Here is a 14,389-nt window from a genome sequence, read left to right as displayed (position 1 = left end):
TGGTTGTTATCCTTTAACAACCAATATAAATTTCTGTTATAACGCCTTAAATGATATATCTGGCAAAATTGTTTCTCCTTGCCAATACAGTTGACTAGCAACTTGTGCGGCAATATTACAATATAGTTGTGTAAATTCACTATCAGGATGGCTGACTACCGTTGGTTGTCCAGAATCGAGATCTTGGCGTAATAAACGATGAAGCGGCATTTGACCAAGTAATTTTGTTTGGTATTTTTCAGCTAATCGCTTAGCACCATCCTCACCAAAAATCGCTTCATGGTGACCACAATTTTCACAGATGTGATAACTCATATTTTCAATAATACCAATGGTTGGAATATTCACTTTATTAAACATCGTGATGCCTTTTTGCGCATCAATTAATGCAATATCTTGTGGTGTGGTAACAATAACTGCTGCTGTAACAGGAATGTTTTGTGCCAATGTTAATTGGATATCACCAGTACCTGGTGGCATATCAATAACCAAATAATCAAGTTCAGGCCAGAGTGTATCTTGTAAAATTTGCAAAAGCGCTTTACTTGCCATTGGTCCTCGCCAAACCATCGCACCATCGGCATCAACTAAATAGCCAATAGAATTACTAGCAAGGCCATAAGCCATAATCGCTGACATATGTTTATTGTCAGGCGTTAATGGTTGTTCTTTTTCAGTGCCAAGCATTGTTGGGATTGACGGGCCGTAAATATCAGCATCTAAAATACCTACTTTAGCCCCTTGTTTTTGTAACGCTAAAGCTAAATTAACTGCAGTTGAGGATTTACCAACTCCCCCTTTACCGGAACTTATCGCAATAATATTTTTGATATTCTTAATAGCATGATGACTATTGGCTCGCTTCAATGTGGCAATATTATAGTTAATATTCCAATTCACATTTTCAACATCATCTAATTCAAATAATAATGGCGTAACTGTTGTTTTCAGATCTTCAAAACCAGTTTGCCAAGCAAAAGGCATGGTCAAGCTAATCATTAGTTCTTGATTAACCCGTTCACATTGGGAAATAGCCCCAAGTTCAATCAAATTTTTCTGTAAAGTAGGGTGACGAAAATTCTCAAGAATTTTTTTTGCTTCCATGTTAATAAACCTTGTATCTAGCTCGTTGGTATATATTTAGTTATTTTACTTCAATTTGTTATAGATATTATCAATAACTTTAATGGACAATAAATTACAAAATTATCTTTTTTACATTCCAATAAAAATACAACCAGTTCAAAATTGATTGGTTTTATAAAGAAATTTAGGCAAATTATGGCATAAATCTAGCGATAATCACACGATTGTTGTACTATTTCTGCCATTATGAAATTAAAGGTAATAATTTAACATGACAACTCAACGCAAAATATTGGTGACTTGTGCGCTTCCATACGCAAACGGTTCAATTCACTTAGGTCATATGCTTGAACATATTCAAGCTGATGTATGGGTTCGCTACCAGCGCATGCGTGGTAATGAAATCTATTTTATTTGTGCCGATGATGCGCATGGAACGCCGATTATGCTAAAAGCTCAGCAATTAGGCATTACTCCTGAGCAGATGATCGCGGAAGTAAAAGTCGAACACCAACGTGATTTTGCCGGATTTAACATTAGTTTTGATAATTATCATTCAACCCATAGCCCTGAAAATCGTGAAATATCAGAACAAATATATAAACGTTTAAAAGAGAATGGTTATATTAAAACGAAGGTTATTTCACAACTGTTCGACCCTGAAAAACAGATGTTTTTACCTGATCGTTTTGTAAAAGGTACATGTCCTCGTTGTAAAGCCGCAGACCAATATGGTGACAATTGTGAGGTTTGTAGTGCTACTTATAATCCTACTGATTTAATTGATCCTAAATCGGTTGTTTCTGGTGCGACGCCAATTTTGAAACAATCTGAGCATTTCTTCTTTGATTTACCTGAGTTTGCCACAATGTTACAAACTTGGATACGTTCAGGAACTTTACAAGAACAAGTTGCTAATAAAATGCAAGAATGGTTTGAAGCTGGTTTACAACCTTGGGATATCAGTCGTGATGCACCATATTTTGGTTTTGAAATTCCTGATGCGCCAGGTAAATATTTTTATGTTTGGTTAGATGCGCCAATTGGCTATATGGGCTCTTTCCTTAACTATTGTAATAAAAATAATAAAGCGATTTTTGATGAATTCTGGAATAAAGATTCAACGACAGAGCTTTATCATTTTATTGGTAAAGATATTGTTTATTTCCATAGTTTGTTTTGGCCAGCAATGTTAGATGGTAGTGAACATCGCAAACCATCAAATATTTTTGTACACGGTTATGTAACCGTTGATGGCGCTAAAATGTCAAAATCACGTGGTACTTTTATTCAAGCAAGTACCTATCTAAAACATTTGGATCCAGATTGTTTACGTTACTATTATGCCGCTAAATTGTCGCCACATATTGATGATATTGATCTTAATCTTGAAGATTTTGTTCAACGAGTTAATAGTGATTTGGTAAATAAAGTAGTTAACATCGCATCTCGATCGGCTGGATTTATTAGTAAAAGATTCGACGGCAAATTATCTGATAATATTGCTGCACCAGAACTTTACGCCTTATTTGTGGAAAAATCGCAAGTTATTGCTGATGCTTTTGAAAAACGAGAATCAGGTAAAGCGGTACGTGAAATTATGGCTTTAGCTGACGAAGCTAACCGCTACATTGATGAAAAAGCACCGTGGGTGGTTGCTAAGCAACAGGATCAAGATCAGCAATTACAAGATATTTGTTCTATGGGGATCCATTTATTCCGTATTTTAATGACCTATTTAAAACCTATCGTACCTTCATTAGCTGAACGTAGTGAAGCATTTTTAAATAGTCAATTACAATGGCATACAATTGATAAAGCCTTAACCGGTCATAAAATTAACAGTTTTAAAGCGTTATTCAACCGAATTGATATGGATAAAATTACTACCATGATTGAAGAAACTAAACAGCAAGCGGCAGCAACTACACCAGCAAAAGAAAAGGTAGCCGAACCAATTGCGGAAACTATAAATTTTGACGATTTTGCTAAAGTAGATATGCGCGTTGCCTTAATCAAAAACGCCAGTTTTGTGGAAGGCTCAGATAAATTATTGCAATTAACGCTAGATATTGGCGATGAAACCCGAAACGTCTTTTCCGGAATCAAACAATACTACCCAGATCCGCAAGTATTAATCGGCCGTTTAACCATTATGATTGCTAACTTGGCACCTCGTAAAATGCGTTTTGGTGTTTCAGAGGGTATGGTGCTTTGTGCTAGTGGTAAAGATGACAATGAAGGTGTTTATCTATTATCACCAGATAGTGGTGCTAAACCGGGGATGCGAATCTCGTAAAGATATGTAATCAATTCTTTAATCTGTATCTTAACAAGCTATTAGGCTTGTTAAGATGCTTAAATAAAATAATATTACAAGTATAAGTTTGTTCTGTTACTCAATTGATTGTTTGTTAAAACAATAATTTGCAACCATTTTAGTTTTGCCTTCAAAGCGAATAAAATCCCATTTAATTGCTATAGTTAATCAGAATCCCGATAATATTCAAGAACCAATAACCAACTAGTCACTATAGTTTTCATCATATATCGTTAAAATATTTCAGAATTTAAATAAAAAATTTTGAGGAACGGGTTTTTTTAAGTCAAAATCTAGCCAATGAATTGCTAAAGTGGTTATAGAATTTGTTAGTGCCAATAATAAAAGTTTATTTTTATAAATCAGTTTGGTGTAATTATTTTAGCAACATCAGCAACATGCTGACAACAGAGAGATGTTAGCATGACAAACAGGAAAGTTTGGCCAGGTTATTGGTTTATCAGGAACAAAGCACAGAAGGTGGAAGGCAGTTACATTGTGACCATTTGCGTAGTCGCCGCGGGAGTTGGTAAAGAGAGTTGCTCAAATGTGCTTTACTCGGACGTAATCACCATACAGAACTTGCCACAAAACAGTAAAACGTCCGAAACTCAACGAACAAAAAAATAGATTTTAAGACGTAATATTGCATTAAACTTTACAAAAGTTAACAATTAAACGGTTAAAATAGGTTGCATGGTTTTTTTCAATCACTATACTTTTATAAAATATTTATATGAATGGATGAGTTTTTATGCAAAAGGATTTAAAATTTCAAATAAATCATTAGGTTAATAACGGCTTCGGGTATGTATTATAATTTACAACACCAAACCTGTCCAATCTCTAAATTAACGTTAGTAAAGTTAAGCTCGCATCGTCTAGTACTTCACTATAGTTTATTTTTCCAGCAACTTCGGCAAAATTTTTCAAAATTTATTGGTTTAGCTTTTTTATCTCGGCAAGTTTTTTTTGTGTTAACTATGGTTGTTTTATTACCTATCTCTTTTTCTAATCACGCATTAACCTCTGAAACTGCTAATATCATACATGGCTCAGCCCCATATTTAACGTTTGATGGAGGGCGTACACGAATGACTGATACTGACGGTCTGCTTGGAATATTTTTATCTAATGGCGAACAATATACACCATCGGATACTAATTCCAGTATAACAAAACCAATTGAATTGCCTATTGCGGGTCAAACTTTTGCGGATATTGGTATGTTAGTGCCAACAAATACTAATTCTATTGCATTAAGTTCACTTATTGGTACGCCTTATAATTATTGGGGTGATGATGATGATGATGGTCAGGGGATTAATGATATAACCGCGACAGGTAGTTTAAGCTTAACCATTGTTGATAAATATAATCAGGCCGTCGCCCGTAATGAAGTGCTGACTATTTGTAAGTCGCCGTATAAATTAACCTTATCTAATACTAGTGGTACATTAAAAACACGTTATGGTATACCTAATGAAAGTCGTTTTAGTGCCAGTAATGCCACTTATTATATTAATCCTAAGGCAACACCAGTGATTTGTTTTGTCAAGCCTAACTTGGTTAATGGTTCTTCATATTACACTGGTCCTGCTAACATTTGGAACCCTAATAAAGGATTTCTTACTCAGTCAGTTACGCCATCGTCTTATGGTTTAAACTTTCCGACTACTGGCGCTCATAATTTGTTTTTTGATTTGGATATTGCAGGTAATAATCAGGCCTTATATTGGAAGGCGGTTTCTCCTAATGGTGATATTAAGGCTAAGATGACCAAATCAACAAAAAATAGCGTTCGTGTCACCCTAACTGGTCCTGCCGTTACAGACTCTTCGCAACAGCGTTCAGATAATCCACGTCGTATCAAAAGGCCATCTTTGCCTCAGACTTTCGAGTTAGTTGGTCGTGATAGAAAAGGTAAAGCGGTCGTCAAGTATGGTTTTGTATTAAAGCAGTGGTTTGTCAATCGTGGTAAGGTTTATTACACTTATTCGAGTACATCGTCGTGGTGTACAAAAATTGGTGATTATCGGTTGCCTAAGGTTAAGGATTTAACTAATACGGTTTGTCAGGATTCAAATTCTTGGGGGTGTCAAGATGCTGTCGGTGTTAAATCATCATCACCTAATAATATATACCAGCGTCATATTGAAGCAGGGTTCTTCTCGGAATGGGGGAGCATGTACACTTACACAGGTGCTGGCTTTGGTAGTAATTCTTATTGGACGAGTGATGCAAATAGTAATAACCCGTTTGTCGTTTTTCTCGCACACGGGTTATGTGTATCACTTTAGTTCGAGCTACTACGGGCATTGCCTTTGCTAGGCAATTATTTTTTAATGTCCTAACGCTATTTTTCATATCTTCAACTCAACAGCTCAATGACTAAGGACTAAAAAATAAGGATAGGAGCAATGGTGCTGACAACAGAGAGATTAGTATGGCAAACAGGGATGTTTGACAAGGCTGTTGTTTGTCAGGAACAAATCACAGTCAGTGCGTTAACAGCGAACGAAGGCGGAAGGTAGTTACATTGTGACCATTTGCTTAGTCGCCGCGAGAATTGATAAAGAGAGTTCGCTCAAATGCTCTTTACTCGGACGTAATCACCATATAAAACCAACCACTAAACAACAAAACGTCCGAAACTAAAATAACAAAAAATTGAGGAACGGGGTTTTTGAAACCCCAAAATCCTTTATATAAATAACTTTAATTGTTATTAATTATTTATTTCTGATTTTCTGCTGGATTACCCGAATAAGGTAATATATTATTTTTTAAACTGAATGAGAAATCCTTCGTGCTGATCTCGCCAATGATTTTGTCGCTATCATAAAGGGCTAATAAAAACTCAGCCATTTGATCAGCAGAATGATATTTAGCAAAACTTTTATCATAATCATATTTATCAACATTATTGGCTTTTTTGCCAAATTCCGTTTGTGTTGCGGCCGGAGCAAGTACTTTTGCTCTTAATTGAGCTTTAGCTTGTATTAGTTCGTGGGCAAGCCCTTCAGTGAAGGCATTAACATAAAATTTCGTGGCACAATAGGTAACAGCATTTGGCACAATGGTATAGCCGCCTCGAGATGATATATTAATCAACTGAGTATTTGCTTGATCTTTATATTTACGTACATAAAGAGTTGATAGAATGGTTAATGCTTCAATATTTAAATGCAGCATTGATTCAATCTTTGTTAAATCTTGATCGTTTACACTACCATAATGACCAAAACCGGCATTATTAACCCAAGTTTCGATAAAATAATTATCTAATTCATTAAATAAATTATAATTAGACTGAATATTGGTTAAATCACAAACTTTTATAACAACTTCAATTTTTGGATTTATCTCTGCTATTTGTTGCTGTAATGATTCTAAATTTTCTTTTCTTCGAGCAATTATGATCAGATTTTTGTTTCTTTTGGCAAATGCGATTGCTGTTGCATAACCTATTCCTGAACTAGCGCCAGTGATAAGAGTATATTTTTTATTTTCCATTTTTAATCCTTTTGTTACTTAGATTGGTAGCTATATTTTAATGAGTTGACATCACTAGATAATTAGCTGACATAAAAATAGTTATGCAAATTTAATCAGCAAAACTTTGTTTAATGATGATTATATGCTCACTAAATTTCCGTATTTAATTGAAGATCTATATTATATTCATTGATAAAATGACAATAAATAATATAAAAATTGATTTATTAACAACTGAGGGTTACTAATATGGATTTAGTTAAATGTATGGAAGCATTTGTTATAACAGTAAAAACAGGCTCTTTTGCTGCAACGTCAATTTCATTAAATACCTCCCCACAAATGATTGCTAAATATATTCTTTTTTTAGAAAATTATTTGGGTCTGAAATTGCTTAATCGAACGACAAGATCGCAACATTTAACTGAATTTGGCAAACAGTATTATGAACGATGTTTGTTTATTCTAGGTGAAATCAAAAGCACAAAATCATTAGCCCAACAATTTAGCCAAGAGCCTAAAGGAAGGTTAAGGATTAGTGCCCCGATTAGTTATGGTCAATTTAATTTGATACCAGTAATAAGTCGCTTTATGAAATGTTATCCGAAAGTGAATATTGATATGCAATTAAGCGATCGTTATGTTGACTTAGTTAAAGATGATTTTGATGTGGTGTTTCGAATTGGCTCGTTAAATGATTCAAGTTTAATTGCTCGTAAACTAAGTGACTTACAGCTGATTTTTGCTGCTTCACCAAGCTATTTAGCTCAGAATGGCATACCATCAATACCTGATGATTTGAAGAAACATCAATGCTTAATTTATCAATATGTCACTCCGACCAAAAAAGATAATTTTTGGCCATTTACTATCAATGGTAAGTTAACTAATATCGCTATTTCTGGCGCATTTCAAAGTAATAATACCACTGCATTGGCTACAGCGGCTATTGAGGGATTAGGTATCACGATGTTACCTGAGTCGGTACTAAATGAGTCTATAAAACAAAGTAAGTTGATTCCTATTTTGCAAGATTTTTTACCTCCGCCCAGAGAAGCTCATCTTTTATATACAGCAGATAAGCAAAGGTTACCTAAACTTAATATTTTTATTGAGTTTATGGTTAATGCTCTGTCTTGATAAATATTGCGATACACTTATTAATTGAATTAAATTAGATAAATTAATCACCCAAAATAGAAAAAGCGATCTTATGATCGCTTTTTTATGTCTAATTTAACTTTATAGTTGATTATTTTATTGTTGCAATTGTACTAACTTCTTTACCTAACATGTTGTTTAAGTAAACTAAATCATTTGCAGTTAAAGTACCAACAGAATATTTCAGCTGTAATAAACTCGTTAAATAGTTGTATTTAGCATCAGATAGATTTCGTTTTGAGCTATAAAGTTGTGTGGTGGCATTAAGTACATCAACAATAGTACGCGTACCCACTTGATAACCAGAAGATGTAGCTTCTAATGAACTTTGTGCAGAAACAACCGCTTGTTGATATGCTCTAATCGCACTAATAGATGATGAAATATTGTTATAAGATGAACGAACTTGGTTAATCACACTACGATTAGTACTTTCAAGTTTTTCACTAAAACTGACAAAATTATGCTGTGCTTGTTGAACTTGTGAAACGGTCGCACCACCAGAGAAAAGCGGTAAACTTACGCTTACACCAACTCTATTCTCTCCAGAATATTTTTTACCAGCGGTATGTCGTTGATAATTTGCATTACCATAACTATCAGATTTATTTAAGTTAGTTGATGCATCAAGACTTGCTGTAGGCATAAAACCTGATTGTGCCATTTTTATTTGATCACGAGCAATCTCTTGATTTAACTTCATAGTTAATAAGTTAAGATTGGCTGTTTCAGATTGTTTTAGCAATGTATTAATTTGTGTTGGCGCTTGAGTTTTAAAGGTTTTGGTATCAACACTTGCTAGCTTAGAGTAAAAGCGACCACTAACTTGACGCAATGCTTCAATAGCGTTATTTAAGTCATTTAATGCATTAACTTGTTGTGCTACCGTTAAATCGTAATTTGCTTGTGCATTTTGTACATCTGTAATGGCAACTAAACCAACTTTATGTTGTTGGCGAGTTTGCTCTAATTGACGACCAATTGCTTTTTTCTGTGCATCGATAAAGCTTAATGCATCAAGACATTTAAGTACATTAAAGTAAGCTACAGAAGTGTTTAAAATTAATGTTTGTCCTTGATATTGATAAGAAATATCCGCAATAGTTGCTTGTTTTTTCGTGATATCTAGAGCTTTCCAATTAGAAAAATTAAAGATACTTTGCGATACGGCGACTTGATATAAGCTACCACTTTTAGTTTTAATACCGCTGTTGTCTCGACGCCCATGCGCTACCCCATAAGAAGCACTTAGACCCACTTGCGGGAGTAAACTTGCACGAGAACCTGAAATTGCTGAATAAGCTTTATCTTTTTCAGCCAATGAACTGCGTAAATCTGGATTGGTTTCTTTTGCTTGTTCATAAACTTGAACTAAGTTTTCAGCAAACACAGTTTGACTTAATGCTAAGCCAATTAAAAAGGTTAAAGTTTTTTTCATCAATCTTTCTCTTTAAAAGCAATAAAATAGAATAATATTTTTCAATTGCGTAATTTTAACAGATAATTAGCATATAGAAAGTGCCCATATTGGTTATTCGCACTTTTTATTAAAATTTAGCTTAAAATCGAGAACTTAATATGAAATATAAATCTACCCCAGTAATTTTTAACAAAAAAGATGTGTTTAATTTAACTAAACGAATTTTATATAAAGGTTATTTCTCGTTGTTTGAATATCGTTTTCAATATCGTAAGTTTGATGGTTCTGTAAGCGAAATGGTTTCGCGTGAAATTCTAGAACGCGGTCATGCTGTGGTGCTTTTAGCTTATGATGATAAACGAGATGAAGTTGTCCTTATAGAACAAATTCGTATCGCAGCTATTGATACTCAAACTAGCCCATGGATATTAGAATTAATTGCCGGCATGATGGATCATGATAATGAGTCGACTGAAGAAGTAGCAAGACGAGAAGCGATGGAAGAGGCAGGTATTGTTATTGGACAATGTAAGCCGATCATTAGTTATTTAGCTTCACCAGGCGGCTTAACTGAGCAGTTGCATATTTTGGTTGGTCAAGTTGATTCTTCGACCGCAAAAGGTGTACATGGTTTGGCCGAAGAAAACGAAGATATTAAGGTTCATGTAGTAAGTCGTGAACAAGCGTATAAATGGGTTGAAGAAGGAGTAATTAATAATGCCGCTTCAATTATTGCACTACAGTGGTTACAACTTAATCATCTAACACTAAAGAATGAGTGGAAATAAGCAGTTTTTTGTTAAACTAAGCAATTATTACTTTCCTAAAAATAGAATTTATTTTACAATTTAGTATAACATCATGATTTAAAATAAAAATTGTGATGTTGATCACAATATCAATTCTATTACTGGCATGATTTCATATAATAAATGATAGAGGTAGATTTTGGAGTCACTTTTGAAGCTTCAAATACGTAATAAGCATTATGCAAAAATACTGCATATTACTGATACACATCTGTTTGCTGATGATAATGGCGCACTACTAGGTGTTAAGTCAAATGCCAGTTTTTTATCAGTTATTTCTGAAATTGAGCGCAGCAATAAGAAGTTTGATTTGATTGTTGCAACGGGTGATTTTGTCCAAGATGGTGCTAAAAAATCATATGCACGCTTTGCTGAGCAAATTCAAAAATTTGCTACACCATGTGTTTGGTTAGCCGGTAATCATGATAACTATAGTTATATGCAAGAGGTATTTTCGAATTATCAACTTGCTGAAAATAAAAGTATATTACTCGGCGATAACTGGTTAATTGTGTTATTAAATAGTCAAGTTGTAGGGCGGGCTTATGGAATGTTGCCTGAATCTGAATTGCAGTTTTTACAAAATACCTTAACTGCACATGCCGATAAAAATGCACTAGTATTTTTGCATCATCATCCGATCTCCTCGGGTTGTGATTGGTTGGATGAGCATATTTTAAAAAATAGTTACAAACTAGAAGAAATCATCAAGCATAATCCTATTATAAAAGGAGTAGGTTGGGGACATATTCATCAACAACAAGATCATATTTGGCATAATTGTCATGCATTTTCGACGCCTTCTACATGTTTTCAATTTAAACCTAATTGTTATGATTTTCAGTTATCTAATGAAGATGCACCTGGGTGGCGAGAAATTGTTCTTAATCAAGATGGGGTGATTGAATCTAAAGTTTTTCGTATCGCGGATAATCAATTTCTACCTGATATATCACAAAAAGGCTATTAAGGGCTCTTTTGCCTGTTAATTATCTAAAATTACCTAGAGTAAAGGGGCAAAAAAGTAGAATAATCTTTCAATCACACGTTGCCAGATTGGTCGTTTATTCCATTTTTGGATATTAATTTCTTCTGACTGTGATAAATATTGTTTTAGTAGCTGTGATAGTGATTTGGCAAATTGAGCGTCATCAATTACAGTAGTGATTTCAAAATTTAACCATAAACTGCGCATATCTAAATTAACGGTTCCAACTAGGCTAAGTTGATTATCAACTAGAACACTTTTTGTATGTAATAAATTATCATTAAATTGATAAAGTTTAACGCCACTATTTAATAATTCTGAAAAGAAAGCGCGACTAGCCCATTTAACCATTAATGAGTCGTTCTTTTTCGGCGTAATGATAATAACTTCAACTCCACGTTGGGCGGCAGTGCAGATTGCATGTAAAATATCATCACTAGGTACTAAATAAGGTGTAGTAAAAATAATTTTTTCTTGAGCAGAATAAATTGCTGTCAATAACACTTGATGGATCATGTTTTCGGTATAACCAGGACCAGAAGGAATAAGCTGCATAATATGTTTCTTTTCTTCTGGTGGTTCAGCAAAATCCGTAATTTGCGGTAGAGCTAAATGTTTCCCTGTTTCAAGTTCCCAATCACTCGCGTATATAGCCCCCATTAAGGTGGTAACCGGTCCATTCATTCTAATCATGATATCAACCCATTCTCCAACATGCTTGTTTTGTTTAAAGAATCTAGGGTCAACAATATTCATACTTCCGGTATAGGATATATAATTATCTATAATGGCTACCTTACGGTGTTGACGCAAATCAAGTCGTCTAAACATAAATCTTAATAGATTAACTTGTAATGCCTCTATAATGATAATACCTGCATCACGCATTCTTTGACAGGCTTTCGATCTAATAAAATGTCTACTTCCTGCTGAATCAATCATTAATCGACAGGTAACGCCTCTTTGTGTAGCTTGTATTAGTGCTTGTTCAACATCATCCGCTTTACCGCCTTCATTCCAGATATAAAATACCATTTCTATATTGGAGTTTGCATTATTGATATCTTCAATAAGACGATTGAAAATGGTGTCGGTATCACTTAATAATTCAATATGATTGCCTTTTATACCGTCAAGTCCTGTTTGATGTTTACAAAGTTGAAAAATAGGCTTACTAACTTGACTGACTTTAGAGGTAAAAATATCAGGAAAAGCGCATAATTGCTTAATAAATTTGGTGATCGTTGGGCGCATTTTTTGCGCACGCTTAGCTCGCTGTTGCCCTAAGTGGGTCTCGCCTAATGCGAAGTAGAGAATAATGCCAATAATAGGTAATATATAAATGACCAACATCCATGCAATCACGTAAGTAGTTGGTCTTCTTTTGAAGACAATACGTAGCGTGGTCGACACAATAAGCAACCAGTAAACGAGAAAAATTAATGTACTTATTAATGCATGGAATGATGTAAATTGCATATTTATCAACTATAAGTTAAGTTTAATTTGCTAATAGGATCTTTGGTACAATCATAATTTTGAAATATTTCTGGCAAAGGTTTTGGATTATTGTGTTTATCTACAGAAACATAGGTAAAAGTAGCATCAGTGATACGAAAACGCTGTGTAGCAATTTCTGAATCGGTTACTTTTTTAATCCAAACTTCAATCTCGATGGTAATCGAGGTAGTGCCAGTTTTTATACAATGAGCATAACAGCATACTACATCGCCAACCATTGCCGGTTTGTGAAAAGTAATACTACTTGCATTAACTGTCACTACTCTTCTTTTGGCAATTTCTTTAGCTAAAATACCTCCAGCTAAGTCCATTTGCGACATGATCCATCCGCCAAAAATATGGCCATGTGGATTAGTGTCTGCCGGCATAGCTAAGGTTCGTAATACTAATTGTCCCTTAGGGATGTTGTCATTTTGTGTCATGTTGATAATACTCCTACCTATATAATTTTATCCGTTGTCAGTGGCCTTACTCATATTTCGGTAAATATAAATACCCGAGATCAAAGACATTATTAAAGATACAGCCGGTAAAATAAATACTTTAAAAATCCAGAAGAAGTCATCTGTTGCATAATATGTTGCAATTAAACTGAAAGTTCCACAGGCAATAAAAAATACAATCCATATTAGATTCAACTTATTCCAGACTGTTATATCAAGCTGTATCTCTTTACCTAACATTTTTTGTATAAGATTTTTCTTGAAAATAAACTGACTAACAGATAAAGCAGTAGCAAATAAAAAGTTAATAATGGTTACTTTCCATTTGATAATATTAGGTTCGCGAGTTAACAATGTCACGCCACCAAAAATCATTACCATCAGATAAGATATCAGCTCAACTTTGTCAATTTTTTTATACATAACAAGAATAATTAAAAAGGATATTGTTGAGGCAATCATTAATGCTTGGACGCCGACAAAAATATCGTAAATTGTTAAAAATATAAAAAATACGATAAGTGGGATAAAATTTAAAAGCTGCTTCATGTGATTATTAACCTGACAGATAAAAGTATGTATTATTCTCAATAAGTAAAAAAGCCTATAAAATAGGCTTATTTTTTAGTATGAAGTTCGGGATGAGCTTTACAGTTACCAGCTTTACAATGTCCGTAAAGATATAAGCTATGAAAAGTGAGGGTAACGCCATATTGTTCTGCAATTTCTTTTTGACGTTGATTAATTGTTTCATCTCGAAATTCAAACACTTCGCCACAATCTAAACAAATTAAATGATCGTGGTGTTTTTGTGAAGCAAGTTCGAAAACAGCTCTGCCACCTTCAAAATTGTGTCGAGTCACAATTCCGGCATCGTCAAATTGATTCAATACTCGATAAACCGTTGCAAGGCCAATTTCTTCACCCATATCAAGTAGTTTTTTATAAAGATCTTCTACAGTAATGTGTTGGCATGAAGGGTCTCGTAATAATTCTAAAATTTTTAATCGTGGTAAGGTAACCTTTAAGCCGGCACTTTTCAGTGCTGCATTATTATCTTTATCATGATTCGTCATATTACATTCCAGTTGAGTTGTTTAATAAAACATATTATAAAAATATGTACGGAAAATAAAATAAATC

General features: G+C 34.1%; 12 protein-coding genes. 5 read left to right on the top strand and 7 right to left on the bottom strand.

What is annotated here, in order from left to right; translation table 11 throughout:
- Positions 1–36: 36 nt before the first annotated feature.
- Positions 37–1,104, bottom strand: coding sequence for an iron-sulfur cluster carrier protein ApbC (gene apbC, locus H3T54_RS03075; RefSeq protein ID WP_198220857.1), 1,068 nt, complete (start codon positions 1,102–1,104; stop codon positions 37–39).
- 253 nt (positions 1,105–1,357) lie between these two features.
- On the opposite strand from apbC, the gene metG reads away from it, so the two are divergent.
- A complete protein-coding gene (metG, locus tag H3T54_RS03070; protein WP_198220855.1) occupies positions 1,358–3,385 on the top strand; it encodes a methionine--tRNA ligase in 2,028 nt (675 codons plus the stop codon).
- Between the two features lie 830 nt (positions 3,386–4,215).
- Entirely contained in the window at positions 4,216–5,706 is a 1,491-nt protein-coding gene (locus tag H3T54_RS03065) for a hypothetical protein (RefSeq protein ID WP_198220853.1), read from the top strand.
- A 436-nt stretch (positions 5,707–6,142) separates the two neighbouring features.
- Here H3T54_RS03065 and H3T54_RS03060 read toward each other — a convergent pair whose 3' ends face one another.
- A complete protein-coding gene (locus tag H3T54_RS03060; RefSeq protein WP_198220851.1) occupies positions 6,143–6,922 on the bottom strand; it encodes an SDR family oxidoreductase in 780 nt (259 codons plus the stop codon).
- A 231-nt stretch (positions 6,923–7,153) separates the two neighbouring features.
- On the opposite strand from H3T54_RS03060, the gene H3T54_RS03055 reads away from it, so the two are divergent.
- Complete coding sequence (locus tag H3T54_RS03055; protein WP_198200749.1) at positions 7,154–8,044, top strand: LysR substrate-binding domain-containing protein; 891 nt, start codon at positions 7,154–7,156, stop codon at positions 8,042–8,044.
- A 112-nt stretch (positions 8,045–8,156) separates the two neighbouring features.
- On the opposite strand, the gene tolC is transcribed toward H3T54_RS03055, so the two are convergent.
- On the bottom strand, positions 8,157–9,503 hold the full coding sequence (gene tolC, locus H3T54_RS03050; RefSeq protein ID WP_198200747.1) for an outer membrane channel protein TolC: 1,347 nt from the start codon (positions 9,501–9,503) through the stop codon (positions 8,157–8,159).
- Positions 9,504–9,643: 140 nt separating this feature from the next.
- Here tolC and nudF point away from each other — a divergent pair, with 140 nt between their 5' ends.
- Both nudF and cpdA read left to right on the top strand, forming a co-directional pair.
- Positions 9,644–10,273, top strand: a complete 630-nt coding sequence (nudF, locus tag H3T54_RS03045) for an ADP-ribose diphosphatase (RefSeq protein WP_198220849.1) — start codon at positions 9,644–9,646, stop codon at positions 10,271–10,273.
- 172 nt (positions 10,274–10,445) lie between these two features.
- Entirely contained in the window at positions 10,446–11,264 is an 819-nt protein-coding gene (cpdA, locus tag H3T54_RS03040; protein ID WP_198220847.1) for a 3',5'-cyclic-AMP phosphodiesterase, read from the top strand.
- 33 nt (positions 11,265–11,297) lie between these two features.
- Here cpdA and cls read toward each other — a convergent pair whose 3' ends face one another.
- The 4 genes from cls to fur all read right to left on the bottom strand — a co-directional run bounded on the left by cls (position 11,298) and on the right by fur (position 14,322).
- On the bottom strand, positions 11,298–12,761 hold the full coding sequence (gene cls / locus H3T54_RS03035; protein ID WP_198200743.1) for a cardiolipin synthase: 1,464 nt from the start codon (positions 12,759–12,761) through the stop codon (positions 11,298–11,300).
- Between the two features lie 5 nt (positions 12,762–12,766).
- A complete protein-coding gene (gene yciA / locus H3T54_RS03030) occupies positions 12,767–13,225 on the bottom strand; it encodes an acyl-CoA thioester hydrolase YciA (RefSeq protein ID WP_198200741.1) in 459 nt (152 codons plus the stop codon).
- 27 nt (positions 13,226–13,252) lie between these two features.
- Positions 13,253–13,795 carry an inner membrane-spanning protein YciB gene (locus H3T54_RS03025; RefSeq protein ID WP_110447254.1) on the bottom strand — a complete coding sequence of 181 codons (543 nt, stop codon included), beginning with the start codon at positions 13,793–13,795 and terminating at the stop codon, positions 13,253–13,255.
- A gap of 68 nt (positions 13,796–13,863) precedes the next feature.
- On the bottom strand, positions 13,864–14,322 hold the full coding sequence (fur, locus tag H3T54_RS03020) for a ferric iron uptake transcriptional regulator (protein ID WP_086364310.1): 459 nt from the start codon (positions 14,320–14,322) through the stop codon (positions 13,864–13,866).
- Positions 14,323–14,389 lie beyond the last annotated feature (67 nt).

The sequence above is a fragment of the Gilliamella sp. B14384G10 genome (assembly GCF_016101685.1).
Lineage (GTDB): Bacteria > Pseudomonadota > Gammaproteobacteria > Enterobacterales > Orbaceae > Gilliamella > Gilliamella apis_A.
The sequence above is the reverse complement of the archived record's forward strand: the minus strand, read 5'-3'. Positions and strand labels throughout refer to the sequence as shown.

What these genes read in the sequence shown, in the direction of transcription:
- tolC (WP_198200747.1), bottom strand. Translation starts at nt 9,503, where the DNA reads ATGAAAAAAACTTTAACCTTTTTAATTGGCTTAGCATTAAGTCAAACT.
- metG (WP_198220855.1), top strand. Translation starts at nt 1,358, where the DNA reads ATGACAACTCAACGCAAAATATTGGTGACTTGTGCGCTTCCATACGCA.
- nudF (WP_198220849.1), top strand. Translation starts at nt 9,644, where the DNA reads ATGAAATATAAATCTACCCCAGTAATTTTTAACAAAAAAGATGTGTTT.
- H3T54_RS03065 (WP_198220853.1), top strand. Translation starts at nt 4,216, where the DNA reads ATGTATTATAATTTACAACACCAAACCTGTCCAATCTCTAAATTAACG.
- H3T54_RS03055 (WP_198200749.1), top strand. Translation starts at nt 7,154, where the DNA reads ATGGATTTAGTTAAATGTATGGAAGCATTTGTTATAACAGTAAAAACA.
- yciA (WP_198200741.1), bottom strand. Translation starts at nt 13,225, where the DNA reads ATGACACAAAATGACAACATCCCTAAGGGACAATTAGTATTACGAACC.
- H3T54_RS03025 (WP_110447254.1), bottom strand. Translation starts at nt 13,795, where the DNA reads ATGAAGCAGCTTTTAAATTTTATCCCACTTATCGTATTTTTTATATTT.
- H3T54_RS03060 (WP_198220851.1), bottom strand. Translation starts at nt 6,922, where the DNA reads ATGGAAAATAAAAAATATACTCTTATCACTGGCGCTAGTTCAGGAATA.
- cls (WP_198200743.1), bottom strand. Translation starts at nt 12,761, where the DNA reads ATGCAATTTACATCATTCCATGCATTAATAAGTACATTAATTTTTCTC.
- apbC (WP_198220857.1), bottom strand. Translation starts at nt 1,104, where the DNA reads ATGGAAGCAAAAAAAATTCTTGAGAATTTTCGTCACCCTACTTTACAG.
- fur (WP_086364310.1), bottom strand. Translation starts at nt 14,322, where the DNA reads ATGACGAATCATGATAAAGATAATAATGCAGCACTGAAAAGTGCCGGC.